The sequence below is a fragment of the Nitrospirota bacterium genome (assembly GCA_016207885.1).
Classification (GTDB): domain Bacteria; phylum Nitrospirota; class Thermodesulfovibrionia; order UBA6902; family UBA6902; genus JACQZG01.
In genome coordinates this window covers 228,393-250,142 of record JACQZE010000003.1, presented here as the reverse complement: position 1 = coordinate 250,142, position 21,750 = coordinate 228,393, and the positions used below count along the sequence as shown (strand labels likewise).

The window sequence follows — 21,750 nt, the reverse complement described above, 5'->3', positions numbered from 1 at the left end:
TCGGGCACTTGCAGAGAATCTCAGGGCGCTGGCAACAGCGCCCTGAGTTTTTTTAAGCTGTTAACCGGGATTGAAAAACTTTTTATATATACTGACAATTTATAAGAATTTATTATTTAGTAATTTCTGCCTTATAAATATCTTGAATTATTTTGTCTTAATGTTATAAACTCAATCCCGATATTGTTTGGTAATAGTTTAAAAAAACTCTCTAAGTTTTAGGAGGAGTAACATGTCAGATCAGGTAAATACAATTCTGGTTGTCGGGGGCGGGATCAGCGGGCTCACGACAGCTGCCGAGGCGGCAGAGGCAGGCTATAATGTTGTTATAGTCGAGAAGACACCGTATCTCGGAGGCAGGGTCTCCAGGATGAACAAGTACTTTCCGAAGCTCTGTCCGCCGTCATGCGGCCTTGAGATCAACTACAGGAGGATAAAGTTCAATCCGAGGATCACTTATTACACACTTGCCCAGATCGAGCGCATAGAGGGGAAGGCCGGCAATTTCAATGTGTCAGTGCAGCTTAACCCGCGCTATGTTAATGACAAATGTGTCGCATGCAACGAGTGTGTTGCGGCGTGTCCGGTTGAAGTGCCGAATGATGTTAACGCCGGCCTTGACAAGAGGAAGGCAATCTACATCCCGTTTGAGCAGTCATTCCCGTTCCAGTACGCTATCGATGCCGGTGCATGCAAAAAGGCTGAGTGCGGAAAATGCGCCGATGTCTGTAGATATGACGCAATCGACCTAAACATGAAGCCGAAGGTCATCGAGGTCAACGCGGGCGCAATAGTACTTGCAACAGGCTGGGATCCGTATGACGCTTCGAAGATAGAGAATCTCGGTTTCGCCACAAGCCCCAATATCATCACTAATGTAATGATGGAGAGGATAGCTTCCAGCACAGGGCCTACCCAGGGCAAACTTCTCAGGCCGTCAGACGGCAAAGAGGTAAAGTCAGTTGCTTTTGTCCAGTGTGCGGGCTCAAGGGATGAGAACCACCTCGCATTCTGTTCTGCTGTTTGCTGCATGGCATCGCTCAAGCAGGCAACATATGTAAGGGAGCAGTATCCCGATTCAAAGGCATACATGTTCTATATAGACATACGCACACCCGGGACATCTTATGAAAGGTTCCTGAATAAGATAAAGGATGATGCGAATGTTTCCATGATAAAGGGCAAGGTTGCGAAGGTGGAGGCAGATCCAGCGACAGGCGACATCATAGTAACGGCTGAAGACATTCTTGCGGGAGGCAAGGTTAAGGTGCAGGTTGACCTCTGTGTCCTCGCAACCGGCATGGTCCCGTCTGTCGGGAGTGTAAAGCTTCCTGATTCAGTGACAGTCAATGAGCATGGTTTCGTGGTTCCAGGGAAGGACGAGCACGGCATCTTTGCCGTAGGCTGCTCTAAAAATCCGGCAGATGTGGCAAAGTCTGTCCAGGATGCCACTGCGGCAGCGCTCAAGGCCATCCAGACAATAAGGAGGAACGGCTGATGGAAAAGAAGATAGGATTATATATATGCAAAGGCTGCGAGATAGCCGATGCCGTAGATGTAGATAAGCTTGTTAAGGTAGGGGAGAAGGAGTACAAGGTACCTGTAATAAAGACCCATGATATACTCTGCAGCCCCGAAGGTATTGACACTATAAAAAATGATATAAGCGGCGAAGGTGTAAATACAGTCCTTATCGCTGCCTGCTCACCGCGTGCGAAACATAAGGAGTTCACATTCCCCGGCACCGTTGTTGAGAGGGCGAATATCAGGGAGTTTGTATCCTGGACACAGGAGCACAAGACTGAAGAGACGCAGGCTTTGGCTGAAGACTATATCAGGATGGGCGTCACCAGGGCGCAGAACAGCGAACTTCCCGAGCCGTTCATGCTTGAGGAACTGAACAAGGATATCCTCGTTATCGGCGGAGGGATCGCCGGTATGTCATCCGCGCTTGGAGCAGCAGACGCAGGCTACAAAGTCACGCTTGTTGAGAAGGCCTCAGAGCTTGGTGGCTGGGCTGCAAAGATGCACAAGCAGCTTCCTCAGGCCTCGCCTTTTGAAGACCTTGAAGAGCCCGGCGTTAAGACAACCATTGACAGGGTAAAATCACACGGCAATATTGAGGTATTCACCTCATCAGAGATAGAGAAGATAGCAGGTTTCCCCGGCCAGTATGATGTTTCAATAAAGACCGCCGGCGGTACTGAGCAGAAGAAGGCAGGTTCTGTTGTCATGGCCGCGGGCTGGAGACCGTATGACGCGAACAAGCTCAGCCATCTTGGTTACGGCAATCCAAATGTGATAACAAATGTAGAGATGGAGGCCATGGCAAAGAAGGGTAAGATAGTACGCCCCTCTGACGGCAAAGAGGCAACCCGTGTGGCATTCATTCAGTGCGCAGGTTCCCGTGATGAGAACCACCTTAAATATTGTTCATCTTACTGCTGCCAGACCTCTCTGAAACAGGCAGCTTATGTGCGGGAGAGCAACCCTGACGCGTTAGCATATATCTTATACAAAGACATCAGAACCCCGGGCCAGTACGAGCTCTTCTACAAGAAGATGCAGAACGATCCCGGCGTGATGCTCACTAAGGGTGAGGTCACCGGCGTCAGCGAGTCAGGCGGAAAGCTTTATGTTGATGTAAAGAATACCCTGCTCGGCGAGGACGTAAAGATAGAGGCGGATCTTGTGGTGCTCGCAACCGGCATGGTTCCGAATACGAGGATCGATGTTGAAGAGCTTGCAGCGTGGAAGGTGAAGTCTGACGAGAAGCTTGTTGCATCAGGCGGCAAGGCCGACCCGAATGCTAAAATTGAACCTCACAAGATACCGAATATACTTCATCTTGAATACAAACAGGGGCCTGAACTTCCGATACTTGAAGAGGCGTACGGCTTTACGGATTCCAACTATATCTGTTTTCAGTATGAGACACGCAGGACCGGCATATTTACCGCAGGCAGCATAAGGCAGCCGATGAACATGCTCGGAAGCATTGAAGACGGGCTCGGCGCTGCGATGAAGGCCATACAGTGTGTTGAGGCAACCGCAACAGGACATTCAATTCACCCGAGGTCATGGGATCAGACATACCCTGAGGTAAATCTCCAGAAGTGCACTTCTTGCAAGAGGTGTACGGAAGAGTGCCCCTTCGGAGCTATTGAAGAAGACGCAAAGGGAACGCCGTTCCACAAGATGTCCAGATGCCGGAGGTGCGGCACATGTCTGGGATCCTGCCCTGAGCGTGTTATCAACTTCAAGGACTTCAGCATCAAGATGATATCAAACATGATGAAGAATGTTGATGTGCCTGAAGAGGGGCTGAGGCTGCTTGCGCTTGTATGTGAGAATGACGCTTATCCGGCGCTTGACGCGCTTGCGAAGCAGCGGAAGAAGATATCTCCGGCGATAAGGTTCATCCCTGTAAGGTGCCTCGGCAACCTGAACCTTGCGTGGATAGCCGATGCCTTATCAAAAGGAATTGACGGAATGCTGCTTTTAGGCTGCAAGTTCGGCGAGAATTACCAGTGCCACTTTATAAGGGGCAGTGAGCTTGCGAATGAGAGGCTCGGCAAGCTTCAGGAGACGCTTGGAAGGCTCCAGCTGGAGCCTGAGAGGGTTGAACTCGTTCAGCTTTCCATATCAGACTATGACAGGCTTCCTGAGATATTGAATACTTATGTAGAGAAGCTTGAAGGTTTTGACCCGAATCCTTTCAAGGAATTTTAGGAGGAATAAATGTCAGAAGCAACTTTAATAAAACCTGATCTTGATTTTGTAAAAGGCGTTATGGCCTCAGGCGGCGAGTCACTGAAGAAGTGCTATCAGTGCGCGACCTGCTCTGTCGTGTGCAATGTCACCCCTGACAAAAACCCTTTCCCGAGAAAAGAGATGATCTGGGCGCAGTGGGGGCTTAAAGAGAAGTTCATCGGCAATCCTGATGTATGGCTCTGCCACCAGTGCAACGACTGCACTGCATACTGCCCGAGAGGCGCAAAACCCGGCGAGGTGCTTGGCGCGATCAGGAAGCAGACCATATCGCAGTATTCAAAGCCCGGCTTTCTTGTAAATATCGTAAACAACAAGGCGCTTGTGTGGCTCATATTCCTCATACCTGCCTTAGTGCTCGGACTGGTACTTTCCGCAGACGGGACTTTCATCCCGACAGAAGGAGAGCTTATATTCAGCAACTTTGCTTCGACCTTTCAGATACAGATGGTCTTTGTGCCTGCCTTTATGTTCGGTGCGATAGTAGGGCTGCTCGGCATGATGAGTTTTTTCAGCGATATGAAGAAGGCAAACAATGTTTCATCAGGCGATCTCATGGGCAGCATCATGGCTATGGCAGGCGATATAATAAGCCACAGCAAGTTTAAATCCTGTGATGTGAGCAAGGACAGGTACCTTTCTCATCTTCTCGTCTTTTTCAGTTTTATACTGCTTGGGATAGCCACAGCCATCGGGGTTCTCTATATTGATATTCTTCATATAGAATCTCCTTTTGAACTGTTCGGCACAGGCGCCCCTGTCAAGATCTTCGGGCTTGCCGGAGCGATAGGCCTTTTCTTAGGCGTTCTTCTCATGATAAAGAACAGGTATGCTAATGCCGCAAAGGTCGGGCTTGGAAGCTATTTTGACTGGTTGCTTATAACCATCATAGGCGTCATCATGGCATCAGGCATACTTGCATGGATAACAAGAGTTGCGGGTATGGCAGGCATAGCCTACCCTGTTTATTTCATACATCTTGTTTTTATTTTCTCGCTGTTTGTCTATCTTCCGTACTCAAAGCTCGCGCACATTTACTACAGAAGCGCGGCGATATGCTTCAATAAGTATTCAGGAAGAGAGAAGAAATAAAGACGGGTCCCTCTGTGTCCCCCTTCAAAGGGGAATTTAAGGGGTGTTTTAACGGTAACAATAACATTTAAATAAATTTCGGTTTTAGATTAAACCAAAAAGGAGGAGAAAAGTATGAGTGGTACAATTTTATTTGCGCTTGGTTGCGGCGCGCTGGGCGTTATATACGCTCTGTTGACAGCAGCATGGGTATCAAAGCAGGATGCCGGAAATACAAAGATGCAGGAGATCTCAAATGCTGTTAAGGAAGGTGCAATGGCTTTCCTTGCACGTGAGTACAAAACGGTCGCTATTGTTGCGGTGCCATTGACAGTTCTTCTGTCCTTTCTCGGGCCCTGGACGGCTATAGGGTTTGTAATCGGCACAGTTGGTTCAGCAGTAGCCGGATATATCGGCATGATGGTATCGGTACGTGCCAATGTTCGTACAGCACAGGCAGCACACAAGGGCATTCAGGCAGCGCTCGGCCTTGCTTTCAAGGGCGGCTCTGTTACAGGAGTTATGGTTGTCGGGCTTGGGATTATCGGCCTTGCAGGATTCTATTTTATTGCAAAACAGTCAGCGCCTGAGATGGCATTCCATGCGCTTGTGGGCCTTGGGTTCGGATGCTCGCTTATGAGCGTCTTCGCACGTATCGCAGGCGGTATCTATACAAAGGCTGCTGACGTAGGAGCTGACCTTGTCGGAAAGGTTGAAGCAGGAATTCCTGAAGACGATCCGAGAAACCCTGCTGTTATCGCAGACAACGTTGGTGATAACGTAGGCGACTGCGCAGGCATGGCAGCTGACCTTTATGAGACATACACAGTTACGCTCGTTGCTGCAATGCTTCTTGCAAAGACTGTTTTCGGCGCTGACAGCGCATGGGTCGAATTTCCACTCATGCTCGGCGGAATCTCGATCATCGCTTCCATTATCGGAACATTTGCAGTAAGGCTCGGCAAAAGCGGATATATCATGGGCGCCCTGTACAAGGGGCTCGCTGTTGCCGGTGTTCTTGCGGCAGTAACATTTTATGTTGTGACAGGTGAATTTCTGAAGGGCGTTGATCCGGCTTCAATGGTCAGCCACCCGTCATTTACACAGATGAGTGTTTTCCTTATGTCACTTATCGGCCTTGCATTGACCGGAGTGATAGTTGTTATAACTGAGTATTTCACTGCTGCACAGTACCCCCCGGTGAAACACATTGCGCAGGCAAGTTTGACCGGCCATGGAACAAACGTTATCGCAGGCCTTGCGGTCAGCATGAAGTCAACCGCAGCCCCTGTTATAGTTATTGTTGCTTCAATACTTGGCGCTTATTCATTAGGCGGCGGGTTTAACGGCGATGCATCAGGCGGCCTTTTTGCTATCGCATTATCGGCAGTCTCGATGCTTTCAATGACAGGTATCGTAGTTGCAATTGACACCTACGGCCCCATAACTGACAACGCAGGCGGTATAGCAGAAATGGCAGGAATGCCTGAAGAGATACGTAACATTACAGACCCGCTTGACGCAGTCGGCAACACCACAAAGGCTGTTACAAAGGGTTATGCGATCGGTTCAGCAGCTCTTGCAGCTTTGGTTCTCTTTGCCGAGTATTCGCGCTCTTTTGTGGATCCAATCACAAATATGGCGATTGACATCAAATTCGATCTCTCAAACCCGATGGTTCTTGCAGGCCTCTTCATCGGCGGCCTGCTTCCTTATTATTACGGCTCACTCCTCATGGAAGCTGTTGCCAAGGCGGCCGGCGGCATCGTTGTTGAAGTTCGCAGGCAGTTCAAAGAGATCCCGGGCATTATGGAAGGCACCGGCAAGCCGGAGTACGGCAAGTGTGTTGACATCGTGACCAAGGGCGCTATTCAGCAGATGATGGTTCCTGCGCTTATCCCGGTTGTTATTCCTGTTGTTGTAGGTTTTCTGCTTGGCAGAGAGGCATTAGGAGGCGTTCTTATGGGAAGTATCCTGACCGGACTCTTCCAGGCTATTGCCATGACCAGCGGCGGCGGCGCATGGGACAACGCCAAGAAATCCTTTGAAGATGGCGTTACTGATAGCACAGGCAAAGTTCACAAGAAAGGCAGCGACGGACACAAGGCATCAGTCACAGGCGATACGGTCGGCGATCCTTACAAGGACACAGCAGGCCCGGCGATCAACCCGATGATCAAGGTCATCAACATCGTTGCGCTGCTTATCGTTCCATTGATATAAGTTTTAAGATTATCAATTCGCAAAGGGCTGTCCTTCGGGACAGCCCTTTTTTGTTGTATCAAAACTTTAAATCGAGTTACTGCGAATTCTTGCTTAGATTTGGCGGGACAGAGGAATTAATCGCAGCAATTGATTGAACGTAGGAATCAACAAGAGGAATCGCATACAGAAAATATTTTCCGGAACTTAAAGCTTATGAGAGCAGATAAGCGAGGCGGCGGAACGATGAAGAGATGGAATGTTTGATTAGATACGTCGTGCTTCACAAGGGTTACTTCATTTAAAACATTTTCTCTAAATTGTTATAATGACTTATCAACCGTAGAAGATTACGAAGAAGTTTGAATCAGGAGGTGAGGAAGATGCAGCAGACACTTTTACAGGTAAGAAATCTGGAGAAATTCATTCAGAAACACGGGGACGACGCTGTATTGTCTCAGACTATTTCCAAGATAGTTGATTACAAAATTTGTAAATATGCTGCCGAAATAAAAAGGCTCGATAAAGACTTGAAGAAGTTTGAGCGGACTTATAAAAAAGAGTCCGCGCGTTTTTTAAAAGAGTTTAAGGAAGGCAAACTGGGAGACGATATGGATTTCATAGAGTGGTCTTCTCTTTGCCAAATGCGCAATAATTTGACGGATAAGAAGCTCGAACTTGAAGGCAGCAGATAGATTGAATGATTGACAGCTATCTTGACGGCATAACGCAAGAGCTTTTAGTGAATCCTGTCATTTCCTCTTTTAAAATATTAAGGCAGGAAGCAGGAGAAGATGATGGATATGTACGCATTAAGTGCACTATCTTCAATTCCGACATACTTGAATTTGCCGAATACCTTCATATCCGCAAGAAGAGGGTATGCAATGAAACCTATAGTTTTCATTGGCAGACTGCTGAGGGGCAACTGGTAAAGAGATGGGATAATGTTCAACATCATCGCGAGATAGATTCCTTCCCTCATCATATTCATCTCCCCGGCAGAAAAATTATCGGCTCAACTCCGATGACTCTAAAAAAAGTGTTAGCGGAAATTGAGAAAACAATTTCTCAAATCTTTAATTAATCATGGAGGGAAAGGATGAAGCGATGGCATATTTTATTCACCGGCATTTTATTGCTCTCAGGATTATTCTTAATATCCTGCGATAAGAAGGAATCTGCGCAGGAGAAGGCCTCTAAGGATAAGGGCGTTGCCGTTCAGACATTTGACAAGGCCGTGACAACTATCGGTGATTATAACAGGAAGAATGAAGAGGCTGCGGGGCAGATGAAGGATGAAGAAACCGGACACGGCAAGTAGAAGGAGAACTTCATAGAACACACTCCCCTTAATTCCCTCCCCTCAAGGGCGGGGAAGTAATTATGCCTAAAATGAGAAAGAATCCAATATTTATTGTAATACCCATTCTGCTGCTGGCTTCTTTGTCTTATGCGATTGAGGTTGCCGGTGTTAATATGCCTGATTCACTTAATGCCGGTAAAACAGCTTTAACCTTAAACGTTTCCCATTAAATACCATCGTACATACAAATTATTTCCCGTTGAGCTTCTTAATATGCCAGGGGATGACTATAAGCCATGTTATCGCGAAACCGAGGCACATTAAGCCTCTGTCAAAGATGGCGCTCTGCCAGATTATCTGCTCTCCGATACTTGCGTCCTTGACCATCATATTCATAACCTCGTCTGACCAGAGGCCGTAAAGGGCCGTACCTCCAAAAAACACAAAAAAAACAGTCAGAATGATAATTGCAAGCCGCATATCCAAACCCTCCTTTTCAGATTTAATTTTAAGGTATCAAACCGTTATTGACGCTTCCTTTTACTAATTATACACATATTTTTAATCGGTGCATAATCGCGCAGTTATGGCCGATCTTTTTTTGACTTAACCGTTTTATTCTGATAGCCTTAGGTATACAGGGATTGCGTTGTCAGGGGAAATCCTCTTTTTTGAGATTTAAGGTGAATGAGCAATGAGATCAAAAGGTTTTTCACTGGTTGAGCTTGCTATAGTACTGGTACTCTTCGGCCTTCTCTTCGCCATCGGCGTGAAGATGACAGGCCCGCTAATAGAGAGGTTAAAGCGCAGCGAAGGCAACGATGTTGTTGATGCGGCGATAGAGTCTGTCATGGGTTATGCCAGTATTAACGGCCGCCTCCCTACTGTGGCAGAATTTCCTTTGGCAGTTTCGATACCTAAAGACCCGTGGGGTAATGCCCTTATCTATAAGCCCGACGCTGACCTTGTCCTTGCCGGAGGCATCTGTGCAAGGAACTCTACAGCCCTGACTGTCGAAACCTGCGGCAGCGCCACGTGCGGGACACCGGAGGATACCGCGCAGAATGTCGCCTTCATTGTGGTGAGCAGCGGGGCAAACCTGAATCGTCAGACAAATACGACCGTAAATACCATTCGGGTATATTCTCCTGACACCGTTGGTGTTGATGATTACATACCGGGAATGAACAGGCCTGAGGCGTATAAGGATATTGTCAAGTGGGTAGTTCTCCCTGAACTCAGGGTTAAGGCCGGATGCAGCGGGTCTCCCATGAAGATACTAAATGTCGATATCCCGTCAGGGTTCCTGTTGTCAACCTATTCTACGGATATATTCGCGGCCGGCGGGGTGCTCTTTGCCGACGGCGCGGACTCCGGTTCAGATGATGATTATGAATGGTGTGTCACAGGAACGCTGCCGACCGGGTTAAGTTATGACTGTAACGGAAACCTCGCGGTATCAGCGGCATGCGGCCTTTCAACCGGAACATGGCAGCAGTGTACAAGCCTCAGGATATCAGGCACGCCTACGCAGGAGGGCGTCTTCAGCCTTCCTGTCCATGCAAGAGATGATACCGGAAACCTTGCCCGCCGCACCTTCGGCCTCAGCATCAGCCAGGTGATGGGGCTGCACATCTGTGAGGAATACAGGGCCTGGAATGATACCGGAAACCAGAATGATTTTGAGATGGACGGCGGCTGTTTTGCCATCAATGACGGAGCTGAGATAACTGTTGACGGGTCAAGGGTTCTTCAGAACGGCGAGAGCATTGTCCAGCATTCAACGTCAAACGGAAGCTGCGGAGGCGCGGCCAGTATTCTCAACTACAATGAAGCGATATTTTCTGATAACAACGCGGACTGCTGTATAGATGTCTCAGGAACAGACAAGACCTGCCCTTGAGTTTGGACTGTATTCGCGATGAGCTTTATAACAGCAAAGGGAACACACATGTTGAATAAAGGGAAAGGCTTCACCATTGTCGAGATGTCGATCATTCTGGTTATCTTCGGCCTGCTTTTTGTGATATCCATGCATATGGTCGCCCCTATAGTTGAAAGGATAAAGCAGGAGAAGTCGAAGAAGATTATCGATTCCTCAGTTATATCAGTGATAGGTTTCGCGCAGGTAAACGGAAGGCTTCCTTCAACTGCCGAGTTCCCTTCGGTTGTCACCGAGGCTGTGGACATATGGGGCAAAGACCTTGTCTATCTCTCTGACAGCGGCCTCGCTGCCGGCAATATATGTGACAGGGATTCCACCGCCCTAACAGTCCAGGTCTGCGGCGGCTCCTCATGCACGGCTCCTCTTGACACAATCCCGAATGTTGCCTTTCTTATACTGAGCAGCGGCTCCAACCTCAACATCCAGACAAATACAACGGTGAACCCGGTCAAAGCATATCAAAAGGGGCTGGCGGGGATAGATGACTTCACCCCCGTGATCAACAGGCTTCAGGAATACGATGATATCGTCAAATGGATGACGCTCAGCGAACTCAGGACAGCCGCGGGCTGTGAAGAGGCCCCGCTCAATATCCTTGACGTTCCCCTGCCGTCCGGACTTTTATCAAGCCCTTATGACGCGAATTTTTACGCGACAGGCGGTGTCCCCTTTGCGGACATAAACGGAGATACCGATTCTGCCGAGGATTATGAGTGGTGCGTTACCTCAAGCGCCCCGGGCGGATTGAGTTATGTATGTAATCCCGGTGACGGCGCTCTTGCTTCTTCATTGACCTGCGGGGAGGCAAGCGGCACATGGCAGCAATGTTCAAGCCTTGAGCTGTCAGGAACACCTGTCACCAGCGGAGCTTTCAGGATATTCGTCTATGTAAAAGACAGCAGCGGCAATATAGGCAGCAGGATATTCGCAGTCACGATAGGTTCGATCTCAGGATTGAACATCTGCCCCGAATACAGGGTCTGGAACGGCAAGCCCGCTGTTAAGACGGATTATCGGATCACTGCGTTGGGAGTTTCCGGAGTTTGTGACGCTATCTTTCTTAATGACGAGGTAACCGGTTCCGGCTCCATCGGCACACTTACACCGAATGAGGAGATGGAGATGCACACAACGTCCAATGGGAGCTGCGGCGGGCTTGAGTCTGCCCTTACCTATAACCAGGCCATAGTTGCCGATACCAACGGAGACTGCTGTATCTGGTTTGACCAGGCCGACAGGACGTGCCCGTGATGAAATTTATTTCTAATCTCAAACGCGCGGCATCAAATAAGGACGGAGTAGCCCTTCTGCATCTCGGGATCATTCTTATGATCATAGGACTGCTTATTGTATTCGGCATCAAAGCGCTGGGACCTCTTCTGCAAAGGGAGAAGCACATTGACACAAAGGATATCATTAATGCCGGGATCGATGCCGTAGCCGGTTTTGCCGTGACAAACGGCCGTATCCCGACCGTTGCCGAGTTTGCCAATATCGCGAGGAATCCCAAAGATATCTGGGGCAATGACCTTGTCTATATCCCTGATCCCGGCCTCACTTCAGGTGATCCGATCTGTGACAGGAACACCACAGACACCCATGTGCAAAATTGCGGAGGTGACGCATCATGCGCCTCACCCTCCGCAATAATCGATAATGTGGCTTTTGTCATCGTGAGCGGCGGCGATAACTTTAATATGCAGACAAACGTGGCGAGTTCCACCATAAATACATATGATTATGACCTCATCGGAATCGATGACTATGCCTCCGGACTCAACAGGCCTGAGAACTATTCCGATATAGTACTGTGGATGGAGCTCAGCGAACTTAAGGCCAGAGTTGGATGCGGAACAGGGATCAAGATAATAAACAGTTCTCTTCCTTACGGAGTTGTTACAAATGCCTATAACGTATTTGTTTACGCGGAAGGGGGAGTTCTTTTTGCTGACGGCGCTGACTCCGATCCTGACGAGGATTACAGATGGTGCGTGCAGGAGGATCCCCAGGCCGGATTGAATATCTTATGTGACGGGAACCTTGTCTCTTCTGTCTCGTGTTCATGGGATGAGGTTACTTCAACCGAGACAGGCACCTGGCAGTCGTGCACAAGCATTCAGGTATCCGGTACACCCACACAGGTTTCGACAATGTACATACCCGTATATGTCAGGGATGATGATAACAATATTGCAAACAAGACCTTTCCGCTTAGTATAATCCCCCTGCCCGGGCTGCATATCTGCACGGAATACAGGGTATGGAATTCCATGGGCAATAAAAAAGATTTTATGCTTGACGGGGCATGCCTGCAGGTCAATGACGGCGATGAGGTAACTACTGACGGCACAAGAACCCTCAGCCAGAATGAGGTGATATACCAATATGGCACATCCAACGGCAACTGCAATAATCAGCAGCTCCTTGCGACTTACAATCAGGCGATACTTACCGATATTAACGCGGACTGCTGTATCGGTTTTACCCCTAACGATCCGCCTGATTACACTATCTTTGAAGACAGCAACTGCGTGGCCGCGGGCGACCCCTGCGAGGCCACCGGCATCAATGTATTAAATTCGACAGGGAGCAATGTCAGATTCAAGATCCAGCCGGGCGTCAATTGTTCCGACTGGGGCAGCGGCGTCGGCAACAGTGTAAACGCAGGGAACACATTAAAGACCTACGGCACATCTGGCGCGTGCAACTCTCAGACCTGCAGCAAGGGCTATACCGACCTGAGGAGCTATGACATTGATAACGGCTGCGACATTGAGATAACTAACCTCGGTTCCTGTTCTTTTTCCGATAATTAATACAGTTCAGCAAGCCTTACAACCTCCGTTTTTTTCGCAGATAAACGTAGCATATCTCTGGCTGTATGTATAAACAACGCATTGATAAATAGCCTCTTCAAGATGTACCATAATATTCCATGAAAGAGCGCATAACAGAGAGAGATATGAAGATGTTTCAGGATCTGCTCTCGGTCAACATGATAGACTTCGACTGCGGCAAGCTCTGCGCCCCGAAAAATAACGGCGTGCCTGTCTGCTGCGAGAACGAGTTTGTCGTGCCTATCCTCTTTCATGATGAGTATAAGAGGCACCGCCGCAACGGCAGGTTCTGGAAGAGGGCTCCCAGGACAGAAGAGGTGAAGAAGTATATCGAGGAGTCTGAAGATTATTATGTCTTTGCGTCATGTCCCGGCCCTGAAAAATGTATAAGGGAGCAGCGCTCTTTCAACTGCATGACATTTCCGTTTGAGCCGCATATAAATAAAGACGGAGAGATAGCGGGGCTCTCTTATTTTAACGGCAAAGATGTCAAGTGCAGCCTCATGGATAAACCTCAAAAGACATATAATCCCAAATATATCTCTAACTCCATAAAGTTCTGGAAAGAGCTGTTTGAGTACTATCCCGAGGAGAAGGAATCATATATGGATGAGTCGCGCAAACGCGAGCGCAAGGCTAAGCGGACCGGCAAAAGGTTCAAGCTCTTTAAGGATGAATACAGCGATGCGAAGAATGCTTTTATTATATTTGTGAGGACGCCTGAAGCGGGCAAGGTGAAGACGAGGCTGATGAAAGACCTCGGCAGCGGCAAGACGCTCAGGGCGTACAAATCATTTGTTGCGGACACCATGAAGATATGCGATGGCTTGAAAGAAGTTGACAAATTTCTCGGATGTTTTCCAACGACGCAGGACACATTTCTTAAGAACCTCAGCCGGAAGCATAAATTCAAGGGCGAGTTTGTCCAGAGAGGGAAAGACCTCGGAGAAAAGTTCATCAACGCATTCAGCGACAAGTTCAAAGAAGGATATGACAAGGTGGTTGTCATAGGCAGCGACAGCCCGACGATACCGGTTGATTTTATAAGACAGGCGTTTGATGAACTTGACAGGAAGGACTTTGTCCTCGGCCCGTGCACTGACGGAGGCTACTACCTTGTCGGCATGAAGAAGCTCTTTAGCAATGTATTCAAGGGTATTCCATGGGACTCTTCCGATGTGCTGAACAAGACGCTTGATAAGCTATATGCCGGCAGGGTCAAATTCTCACTGCTTCCATTCTGGTATGACGTGGATAATATTGATGACCTTAATTTTTATAAAAGGCATGTTAAGTATTTAAGAAAGAAATAAAGTATATTTTTTGTCTGTCATTCTGGCTTGTCCAGAATCTTCCCCTCTAATAAGAGGGGGTAGGGGTGTGTTATATTTCAACATCCCCCTGTATCCCCCTTTTCTAAGGGGGAATTAAAAAAACAGATTCCAAATAGAAAGGATTAATAATGATAAGCGTTGATGAAGCGTTAAAGACAGTTCTTGATTCAGTCAAAGGCACGCTTGGCAAAGAAAAGGTCGGCATAATTGAATCTTTAGGCAGGGTTCTCGCAGAGGACATACACAGCGATTGTGACCTGCCTGCATTTGATTATTCTGCGATGGATGGTTTTGCGATCAGGTCTTCCGACAGCATATCAGCAGCTAAAGCATCAGGCATCAAACTCAAGATATCAGGCGAATTCAGGGCTGGCGGCGATACATCATCAAAGGTGAATAAGGGCGAGGCTGTAAAGATAATGACAGGCGCCCCGATACCCGAAGGCGCTGATGCTGTTGTAATGGTTGAGAATACAAAAGAGGCGGATGGTTTTGTAGAGGTTTTTGAGCATATCGAAGCAGGTGATAACATCAGGCTGGCGGGTGAGGATATCAGAAAGGGAGACCTTGTCCTGGAAAAGGGCAGCCTCATAGGCCCATCTCATATAGGGATGCTTGCATCAATGGGTATAGCCATAGTGAATGTCTCAAAGAGGCCTAAGGTTGCGATAGTCACGACAGGCGATGAGGTCATAAGCATTGAGGAGAAGATGCAGCCCGGCAAGATAAGGAACTCAAACGCGTATTCGCTCTTCACTCAGGTGATCGCAAGCTGCGGCATGCCGGTCAATAAAGGCGTTGCCAAGGATAATAAAAAGAGCCTCAGTGATGCGCTCAAGTCCTGCCTCGAATGCGACATCATCGTCACCTCAGGCGGTGTCTCAATGGGCGAGTATGATTATGTAAAGGAAGTGATGAATGAGCTTGGCATGGATGAGAAGTTCTGGAAGGTCGCGATGAGGCCGGGCAAACCAAACCTATTCGGGACCATTGCAGGCAAACCCTTCTTCGGCCTTCCCGGCAATCCTGTCTCAACGATGATAGGCTTTGAGGTCTTTGTAAGGCCTGCCATCATGAAGATGTTAGGGCGCAAAGGCGGCGACAGGAGAGAGGTTGAGGCTGTGCTTGAAGAGGATGTAAAGACAAAGAAGGGGCTGACCTTTTTTGTAAGGGCGCAGACGAGATGGGAAGACAACGGCTACGTCACAAAGACCACAGGCGAGCAGGGCTCAGGTATGCTCAGTTCAATGGTCAAGGCTGACAGCCTTATCATTGTTCCTGAGGATGTTGATACTGTGAAGAAGGGGAGTAAGGTTAAGGTTCGGTTATTGGGTTAATAACTTTGCTGTCATTCCGGCTTGTCCGGAATCTGTCCTTTTGTTATTCGCGTGAAGCTTATCCCAAATCCTGTAGCGATTGGTTATGCCTTATTTTGTTATTGTTTCCACTATGGAGATGTCTTTTCTTATCCACTCATTTACTATCGTTGTGACCTCAACGCCTTTTTTCTTGGAGAATTTTCTTAGCACTTCCATCATGTCAGGCTCGATGTAAATAGGTAGATATAATTCTGCGTCCGGACGATAGAACTTGCCTCTCTCACCTTTGGAAAAATCGTATTCTTTTTTCATATATTTTCCTGCCTATCAATAGTTTTATATCTTAAATAAATAGATGGTTAAGTCAACTCAAGCTAACAGCATGAATAGGCCAGACATAAGCAATACATAACCTAAAGGCAGCATGGCTAAAAACATGGCTTTATCTGTTTCTTCCTTTTTTAAATTAGCGTTAAATTTAATACCGCATGATATCAGCACGAAAGGATATAGAATAATCCCTATATTGAAAATATAACTTATAGGATTTCCTGACTGATGACCCAATAGTTGCATTAGAAGGGCGAAAGCAAAAGGTGGGTATACATATACAATTATTGGTAAGAGGCTCAATGCAAAGAATACACATGCAAATATTGTCTTTAACGGTACTCTCTTTGATGAATTATACACTGTTTGATTTTGTGAAAAATTAAGAGCATTATTGCTTGGCTTATGAATGATCAAGGCAGCGAAATTTATTAACAAGACCGCTGAATTCATAAAAGCGATCCCGGGTAATAATGAAATAAGCCAAATTGTAATCGAGATATTAATATTGCGTGCAACGATAAAAAAACCAAAGATAAAACCAAGAATGCAAAGAACATTTATTTCTAAAAGTTTTATTTCTTTATATTTTAGTTTTAAAACAATGGGTATAAATAGAATGAAGGATAGTGGGTAAAAAGACCATGAACGCATTTTTGTTGCGTCAAGCAAAGTGAATATAGCAACCATCATCAAGGGTGTATAAAACAAGGATGCCAATCTTATGTGGTCTTTTTTTATGTTCATGTCACTTACTCCCCGTATACCTTGTAATCTCAGCCAGCCGATCAGGCTTTTGAATCCCCTCATACCTCTTTCCATTTATGATCCATGTGGGAAAGGACTTGATATTGTTTTTAATGCACTCAGCCGATGGCGGGCCTGAGCGTCCGGTTGGTGAGCACTCTACATACGGCAGACTGTCTTTTGATGCCCCGAACAGAGACTTCTGTTCCACGCATGCCGGTCACCAGAATGCGCCGTACATCTTCGCGTCCTCTTTGGTGAGATGTTCGGCTAATCCTTTGAGATAAGGTTTTTCCGGCCCGGCTCCTGAATAGAAGATGCCGCTGTAGTGCAGATGCATTCCGCCTATGATGATCACCGCCACTATCGCCGCCTGCCTTGCCCATGACGCAAAGTTAAGGTTGGGCAGCCAAGAACGCTGTGAAGTCATAACTATAAATATCACAGTCATGATAGAGAAGGAGGCGAGGCAGTAGATGCATGTGGCCTTGATAACAAAGATGGAGATGGAGACGAGATAGATGCTGTATGCAAAGCCTATGAGCGAGACCGTCCATGCCGCTTTCCAGTGCGAGGCGCGGTCGCGGATCTTAAAGCCGATGAATGCGAGCGCGGTGTATGTGAGGAAACCCCAGAATGCTGTCGGCAGAAGGAGAAAGGTTCCCCATCTGCTTCCCTGCACGATGCTGCATGTGCTTCCCTCATTACAGAGGAGCGGCTTCTGCCCGAACCAGTGGATAAGGGAGAGGTAGGCGGTAAGGATCATGCCTGCGGCTGCAAGCCCGGTCAGCGTCCAGTTCGGCTTCTCCAGATATTTAGGTATCTGCTGCTTTTTAAATTTCTTCTTTTTAGCAGGCTCTTCCTGTATCTGAGGCTCTTCAATAGATGATTTCTTCAGAGCCTCTTTTTGTTTCTTCTCTTTTTTGCCCAATTTGTTACCTCACATTCATTATGGGATTATTTATTTAATACTTTTGATTAATAATTATACCAGAATAGATTCCGGACAAGCCGGAATGACAAAGAGAGATAGCCTTGTCATTTAATTTTTCATCGGCCATTGAAGACAGAGCCAAGCTGCAGGAGCCGCGCTGTTGTCGGCTGATCAACAGTCTGCCCGATGAAGAAGCGGTTGCCAAGGCTGAAGAAGTCTGCCTGCTGACGCTTTTCAGAGTAGTACTCAAGCAATCGCATCACAGCAGGGTTCTTTCGGTTAGGATAGATGTCAACCGACTCCGTAAGGCGCTGTACTCCCTCAGCTTCGCGCCCATGGCTCAAAAGCCCGAGCCCTTTCATATAGACAGCCAATGAGAGATCCTTCTTGGAGCCGGTCTCCTTCATTGCAGTAACGGCCTGGTCAACATACCGATCCCATTCGTCAGGAGGAACTTTATCGATGGCCCATGGCGTGAGTCGTCCGAGCCTGCCTGCCGGCGTTCGCTCAAGAAGCCCATAGAGCTCAGCGAGGTCAGCACTCTCAAAGACTGAAGGCTCGAAGTATTTAAAGTATGTGAGCACGCTCATGAAGCGGCGGCGCTGACTGTCGCGGTGATTATTGAACCACTGATCGCGCAGCTTCATCCCTTCCATTTTGCGCACGAAGGCGCGTGCCGGTTCGCCTAATTCAAACAGTATCCGTCCGTCAGGAAGATCCGGCCTTGCCTTGACGTAAAATCCCCCGTCCTGTGTTGCAAACCTGTATGCGTTTGGCATGATGAAATAGACCGGGCGCGCGGAGCGGCGCACAAAGTCATCAAGAATGGCAGACCGATTGGCGTCGTCAAACCGGTAGAGCCGGTTGGCAAAGGCGAGGCCCTGATCATTATAGAGTGTGACATCCGGCCGCATTCCTTCAACAAGGTTGAAGTAGCCGAGAGGGAACGCATCCTGGTCACCATTGGTGAAGAGGACGGCGTCTTTATCAAGGCCGCTCAGGAGAGCCTCTGCATAGTCACGCGGCCATGTGTCGTCTTTGCGATTGTTCTGTCCGAAATTCACGATGCCGACTGCCACAACCAAGCACGCTACTATGAGAATTTTCGCTGCCTGTGATGCCACCCAGCGTGAGAAGCCGGCATCAAGCGCCACAGCTATCCATATCGCCATCACCCCGTATGGGATCAGCGGATAGACGGTGATGACAGACTGCATCAGAGGTTCGTAGTCAAATGCGAGCACTGAGCCAAGCAGCAAAGAACTGCTGAACCACATCATCATCCACGCGAGGCTTGTGCCCATTGTGAAGCGTTTCCATTGCAGCCATATTCCGGCAAGCGCAAGAGCCGCACCAATCACCGTATATTGCCAGAGCATCTCAAGCAGCAGGAATCGTTCAAAGAGAAGTTTGTCTATCAGGCCTGCGCTCTGACTTGTGTCAACCTCTCTGAATCCTCGGCGGAGAAAGAAGAAGATGAATTCTCCCATTGATCTTATCGGGCCGTAGAAGCTGATCAGAGGATTCATATTGGAGCGTACCACCATCCACACATATGGCAAGATCGCGGCGGGCAGGATTGATATGAGCAAGGTGTGCCAGTCGCGCAGGATATCTTTCCACCTTGGAAGCAGAAGAAAGACGAGCCCCGGCGACGAGAGCACAACGAGCGGCCAGTGTAAGGCAAGTCCGAGGCCGTAAAAAATTCCGAATGCTCTGAGGCGGCCGCGGCTTGGCTGAGCGGCATATTGCATAGCAAGATATACTGTCGAGAAGAAGAGAAACGTATTGGGCGTGTAGACCTCGGCGATTATTGATTGAGACCAGAAGACCCGAGACACACCGAAGAGCAGAGCGCCTGCGTATGCGCATGCCGCATCAAGGACAAGCGTACGAATTATCAGCCATACAGCGCAGCAGGTGAGCGCACCGAAGACCGCGCTCATCAGGTGAAGGCGATATGCCACGGTTCCGGCAGGAAGATGAGTGAAGAACCATCCCAACAGCGAATGGAGAGGATATCCCGGCGGTTGAGGTATTCCAAGAAATCTTGCAGCCATTACAAAGAGTCCGTCGTCCTCAAGCGCAAGAGTACGGGGCGATGTGTATGCGTAGAGCGGCAAGAGACAGGCTGCCACAATAAAAAGATGAAGCCAATTGGCAGAGATGGTCGTGACAGGCCGGTTAGGAATGATGGTCAGCCGGTTCCACAGGTTAGGAATAAACGCAGGCCGGGCAGGTTTTAACGGAGAGGTGATTGGAGTTGAGCGTCCTGCCGATGGTTTCTTCTTCACTGTATTTTTATCTTTCTTCATTTACCAGTCGCCTTCAAGCGGATAATTATCTTTAACCTTCTTTGCATTCAGCAGCAATCCTGAAAAAAGCGTGAAGAGCGCAACTGCTCCGAGTATTAAAGCCATCCTTATCCACGGCTCGTTGAAATGCATTCTTTCGTCAGCAATTTCAATGATAGTATTTATCCAGACCCCTGCGCCTGCCAAAGCAAAGAACTGTATCACTATCAATGCCCGCCTCCTTTTTATCAGAAGTAAAAACGGCACAAGGATGCTTATTATCATCAGGGGATAGTTGTAATGCCTGTAAAAATGCGCTGAGATAATTAGGCATGAGATTATTAATGGTATTATACGGGGCAGCATCATGCGATTATAAATGATGAGATAAAAAATGTCCAGCTTTAAAGCTTATAACGCATTGAAATATAATACTAAAATCTACACTTGAAACATAAAGGGAAAGGGCGTAAAATTATAACTATCGAGCAGATTGTAACAGTATGGCATTAAACAGCTTGACATGAATTGTATCAAGTTATATTATAAAACCAGACGTATAGCTTAGAGAATAAAAGGGGTTAAATGGCAACAGGAACAAAAGATTATTACGAATTACTCGGAGTTAAAAAAGATGCCTCTGCCGCTGAGATAAAGAAGGCGTACAGGAAACTTGCGCGCAAATTTCACCCTGATGTTAACCCCGGCGACAAGGCTTCCGAGCAGAAGTTCAAAGAGATAAATGAGGCATACGAAATTCTGAGCGACCCCAAGAAGAAGGAGCAGTTCGACCAGTTCGGCGAGGCAGGGTTTGAAGGGGCGCATGGTTTTCAGGGTTTCGGAGGCCAGGAATTCAGAGGCGGCTTCGGCGGGGGATTTGAGGGCGCTGAAGATATCTTCACAAACCTATTTGGCGGCGGTGGTTTTGGACAGAGAGAGCGGCCCGCAATGGGGCATGACCTCGTTACATCATTTGAGATAACGCTTGAAGACGCGTACAGGGGAGTGACAAAACCTATCTCATTAAGAAGAGAAGCAACATGCAAGAGCTGCGGAGGGAGCGGGGCTGAGTCTTCACAGACGTGCTCAAACTGCAAAGGCTCAGGTGTTATAAAACAGGGAAGAGGGATGTTCAACATGAATCAGCCTTGTCCGTCATGCAGAGGCACTGGAAAGATAATCACTAAGGCATGCGGCGCATGCGGCGGCAGCGGTCTCACAATGGCCACTGAATCTTTGAATGTAAAAGTCCCGCCCGGCGCTGACACAGGCATGAGGCTGAAGATCAGAGGCAAGGGCGGCGCAGGCATGAAAGGCGGCCCTGCGGGAAACCTCTATATAGACCTGACGGTAAAGCCGCACCCTGTATTCAAGAGGGAGCATGATGACCTTTATGCAGACGTTCCTGTGACCGTTAATGAAGCGATACTCGGCGGGAAGATCAAGGTTCCGACGCTTGACGGTTCTGTTACGATGACTCTTCCTTCAGGCACGGACAGCGGAAAGAAGTTCAAACTCAAAGGCAAGGGCATCCCGAATAAGAAGACAGGAAATAAAGGCGACCAGTATGCGGTCATAAAGATCGTTGTTCCAAAGTCAGTAAATGACAAGGCAAAAGAGGCTTTGAAAGAGATTGAGAAGGCGTATGAGAAGTAAGGTG

The 21,750-nt window shown here is 48.0% G+C and carries 20 protein-coding genes; 14 read left to right on the top strand and 6 right to left on the bottom strand.

Going from position 1 to position 21,750, the window contains the following annotated elements:
• Window positions 1-232: 232 nt before the first annotated feature.
• From HY807_01280 to HY807_01245, 8 genes are all read left to right on the top strand, one after another.
• Complete coding sequence (locus HY807_01280) at window positions 233-1,498, top strand: CoB--CoM heterodisulfide reductase iron-sulfur subunit A family protein (protein ID MBI4825042.1); 1,266 nt, start codon at window positions 233-235, stop codon at window positions 1,496-1,498.
• Window positions 1,498-3,732 carry an FAD-dependent oxidoreductase gene (locus HY807_01275; protein MBI4825041.1) on the top strand — a complete coding sequence of 745 codons (2,235 nt, stop codon included), beginning with the start codon at window positions 1,498-1,500 and terminating at the stop codon, window positions 3,730-3,732. The genes HY807_01280 and HY807_01275 overlap by 1 nt, the downstream gene beginning before the upstream one ends.
• 9 nt (window positions 3,733-3,741) lie before the next feature.
• On the top strand, window positions 3,742-4,863 hold the full coding sequence (gene qmoC, locus HY807_01270; GenBank protein ID MBI4825040.1) for a quinone-interacting membrane-bound oxidoreductase complex subunit QmoC: 1,122 nt from the start codon (window positions 3,742-3,744) through the stop codon (window positions 4,861-4,863).
• A 114-nt stretch (window positions 4,864-4,977) separates the two neighbouring features.
• Window positions 4,978-7,065 carry a sodium-translocating pyrophosphatase gene (locus tag HY807_01265; protein MBI4825039.1) on the top strand — a complete coding sequence of 696 codons (2,088 nt, stop codon included), beginning with the start codon at window positions 4,978-4,980 and terminating at the stop codon, window positions 7,063-7,065.
• 362 nt (window positions 7,066-7,427) lie between these two features.
• Window positions 7,428-7,739 (top strand): hypothetical protein, encoded by a 312-nt coding sequence (locus tag HY807_01260; GenBank protein ID MBI4825038.1) that lies wholly within the window; start codon window positions 7,428-7,430, stop codon window positions 7,737-7,739.
• A 5-nt stretch (window positions 7,740-7,744) separates the two neighbouring features.
• Window positions 7,745-8,131, top strand: coding sequence for a hypothetical protein (locus HY807_01255; protein MBI4825037.1), 387 nt, complete (start codon window positions 7,745-7,747; stop codon window positions 8,129-8,131).
• Between the two features lie 15 nt (window positions 8,132-8,146).
• On the top strand, window positions 8,147-8,368 hold the full coding sequence (locus HY807_01250; GenBank protein ID MBI4825036.1) for a hypothetical protein: 222 nt from the start codon (window positions 8,147-8,149) through the stop codon (window positions 8,366-8,368).
• 62 nt (window positions 8,369-8,430) lie between these two features.
• The gene (locus HY807_01245; protein ID MBI4825035.1) at window positions 8,431-8,580 is read left to right on the top strand and encodes a hypothetical protein; all 150 of its coding nucleotides are present in this window, start codon (window positions 8,431-8,433) and stop codon (window positions 8,578-8,580) included.
• A gap of 19 nt (window positions 8,581-8,599) precedes the next feature.
• On the opposite strand, the gene HY807_01240 is transcribed toward HY807_01245, so the two are convergent.
• Window positions 8,600-8,830: a hypothetical protein gene (locus HY807_01240; GenBank protein MBI4825034.1), complete on the bottom strand. Its 231-nt coding sequence runs from the start codon at window positions 8,828-8,830 to the stop codon at window positions 8,600-8,602.
• Between the two features lie 214 nt (window positions 8,831-9,044).
• Here HY807_01240 and HY807_01235 point away from each other — a divergent pair, with 214 nt between their 5' ends.
• From HY807_01235 to HY807_01215, 5 genes are all read left to right on the top strand, one after another.
• Window positions 9,045-10,253, top strand: coding sequence for a prepilin-type N-terminal cleavage/methylation domain-containing protein (locus HY807_01235; GenBank protein ID MBI4825033.1), 1,209 nt, complete (start codon window positions 9,045-9,047; stop codon window positions 10,251-10,253).
• Between the two features lie 48 nt (window positions 10,254-10,301).
• Window positions 10,302-11,546 (top strand): hypothetical protein, encoded by a 1,245-nt coding sequence (locus tag HY807_01230; protein MBI4825032.1) that lies wholly within the window; start codon window positions 10,302-10,304, stop codon window positions 11,544-11,546.
• A complete protein-coding gene (locus HY807_01225) occupies window positions 11,546-13,111 on the top strand; it encodes a hypothetical protein (protein MBI4825031.1) in 1,566 nt (521 codons plus the stop codon). Before HY807_01230 ends, HY807_01225 begins: the two co-directional genes overlap by 1 nt.
• A 119-nt stretch (window positions 13,112-13,230) precedes the next feature.
• The gene (locus HY807_01220; GenBank protein ID MBI4825030.1) at window positions 13,231-14,445 is read left to right on the top strand and encodes a TIGR04282 family arsenosugar biosynthesis glycosyltransferase; all 1,215 of its coding nucleotides are present in this window, start codon (window positions 13,231-13,233) and stop codon (window positions 14,443-14,445) included.
• Between the two features lie 149 nt (window positions 14,446-14,594).
• Window positions 14,595-15,803, top strand: a complete 1,209-nt coding sequence (locus HY807_01215) for a molybdopterin molybdotransferase MoeA (GenBank protein MBI4825029.1) — start codon at window positions 14,595-14,597, stop codon at window positions 15,801-15,803.
• 90 nt (window positions 15,804-15,893) lie between these two features.
• Here the strand turns inward: HY807_01215 and HY807_01210 are convergent, their stop codons facing one another.
• The 5 genes from HY807_01210 to HY807_01190 form a co-directional block, all read right to left on the bottom strand.
• Entirely contained in the window at window positions 15,894-16,097 is a 204-nt protein-coding gene (locus HY807_01210) for a hypothetical protein (GenBank protein MBI4825028.1), read from the bottom strand.
• A gap of 57 nt (window positions 16,098-16,154) precedes the next feature.
• Window positions 16,155-16,937: a hypothetical protein gene (locus tag HY807_01205; GenBank protein ID MBI4825027.1), complete on the bottom strand. Its 783-nt coding sequence runs from the start codon at window positions 16,935-16,937 to the stop codon at window positions 16,155-16,157.
• A 145-nt stretch (window positions 16,938-17,082) separates the two neighbouring features.
• Window positions 17,083-17,793: a vitamin K epoxide reductase family protein gene (locus HY807_01200; protein MBI4825026.1), complete on the bottom strand. Its 711-nt coding sequence runs from the start codon at window positions 17,791-17,793 to the stop codon at window positions 17,083-17,085.
• A 119-nt stretch (window positions 17,794-17,912) separates the two neighbouring features.
• Window positions 17,913-20,111, bottom strand: a complete 2,199-nt coding sequence (locus HY807_01195; GenBank protein ID MBI4825025.1) for a DUF2723 domain-containing protein — start codon at window positions 20,109-20,111, stop codon at window positions 17,913-17,915.
• On the bottom strand, window positions 20,112-20,321 hold the full coding sequence (locus tag HY807_01190; protein MBI4825024.1) for a hypothetical protein: 210 nt from the start codon (window positions 20,319-20,321) through the stop codon (window positions 20,112-20,114). It abuts the gene before it with no gap.
• Window positions 20,322-20,675: 354 nt separating this feature from the next.
• On the opposite strand from HY807_01190, the gene dnaJ reads away from it, so the two are divergent.
• Window positions 20,676-21,746 carry a molecular chaperone DnaJ gene (dnaJ, locus tag HY807_01185; GenBank protein MBI4825023.1) on the top strand — a complete coding sequence of 357 codons (1,071 nt, stop codon included), beginning with the start codon at window positions 20,676-20,678 and terminating at the stop codon, window positions 21,744-21,746.
• Window positions 21,747-21,750 lie beyond the last annotated feature (4 nt).

Excerpts from the sequence above, each read along its gene's own strand:
- HY807_01260 (MBI4825038.1), top strand. The coding sequence starts at position 7,428 with ATGCAGCAGACACTTTTACAGGTAAGAAATCTGGAGAAATTCATTCAG.
- HY807_01250 (MBI4825036.1), top strand. The coding sequence starts at position 8,147 with ATGAAGCGATGGCATATTTTATTCACCGGCATTTTATTGCTCTCAGGA.
- HY807_01280 (MBI4825042.1), top strand. The coding sequence starts at position 233 with ATGTCAGATCAGGTAAATACAATTCTGGTTGTCGGGGGCGGGATCAGC.
- HY807_01210 (MBI4825028.1), bottom strand. The coding sequence starts at position 16,097 with ATGAAAAAAGAATACGATTTTTCCAAAGGTGAGAGAGGCAAGTTCTAT.
- HY807_01275 (MBI4825041.1), top strand. The coding sequence starts at position 1,498 with ATGGAAAAGAAGATAGGATTATATATATGCAAAGGCTGCGAGATAGCC.
- HY807_01240 (MBI4825034.1), bottom strand. The coding sequence starts at position 8,830 with ATGCGGCTTGCAATTATCATTCTGACTGTTTTTTTTGTGTTTTTTGGA.
- HY807_01235 (MBI4825033.1), top strand. The coding sequence starts at position 9,045 with ATGAGATCAAAAGGTTTTTCACTGGTTGAGCTTGCTATAGTACTGGTA.
- HY807_01220 (MBI4825030.1), top strand. The coding sequence starts at position 13,231 with ATGAAAGAGCGCATAACAGAGAGAGATATGAAGATGTTTCAGGATCTG.
- HY807_01230 (MBI4825032.1), top strand. The coding sequence starts at position 10,302 with ATGTTGAATAAAGGGAAAGGCTTCACCATTGTCGAGATGTCGATCATT.
- HY807_01265 (MBI4825039.1), top strand. The coding sequence starts at position 4,978 with ATGAGTGGTACAATTTTATTTGCGCTTGGTTGCGGCGCGCTGGGCGTT.
- HY807_01205 (MBI4825027.1), bottom strand. The coding sequence starts at position 16,937 with ATGGAAAGAGGTATGAGGGGATTCAAAAGCCTGATCGGCTGGCTGAGA.
- HY807_01195 (MBI4825025.1), bottom strand. The coding sequence starts at position 20,111 with ATGAAGAAAGATAAAAATACAGTGAAGAAGAAACCATCGGCAGGACGC.
- dnaJ (MBI4825023.1), top strand. The coding sequence starts at position 20,676 with ATGGCAACAGGAACAAAAGATTATTACGAATTACTCGGAGTTAAAAAA.
- HY807_01255 (MBI4825037.1), top strand. The coding sequence starts at position 7,745 with ATGATTGACAGCTATCTTGACGGCATAACGCAAGAGCTTTTAGTGAAT.
- HY807_01245 (MBI4825035.1), top strand. The coding sequence starts at position 8,431 with ATGCCTAAAATGAGAAAGAATCCAATATTTATTGTAATACCCATTCTG.
- HY807_01215 (MBI4825029.1), top strand. The coding sequence starts at position 14,595 with ATGATAAGCGTTGATGAAGCGTTAAAGACAGTTCTTGATTCAGTCAAA.
- qmoC (MBI4825040.1), top strand. The coding sequence starts at position 3,742 with ATGTCAGAAGCAACTTTAATAAAACCTGATCTTGATTTTGTAAAAGGC.
- HY807_01225 (MBI4825031.1), top strand. The coding sequence starts at position 11,546 with ATGAAATTTATTTCTAATCTCAAACGCGCGGCATCAAATAAGGACGGA.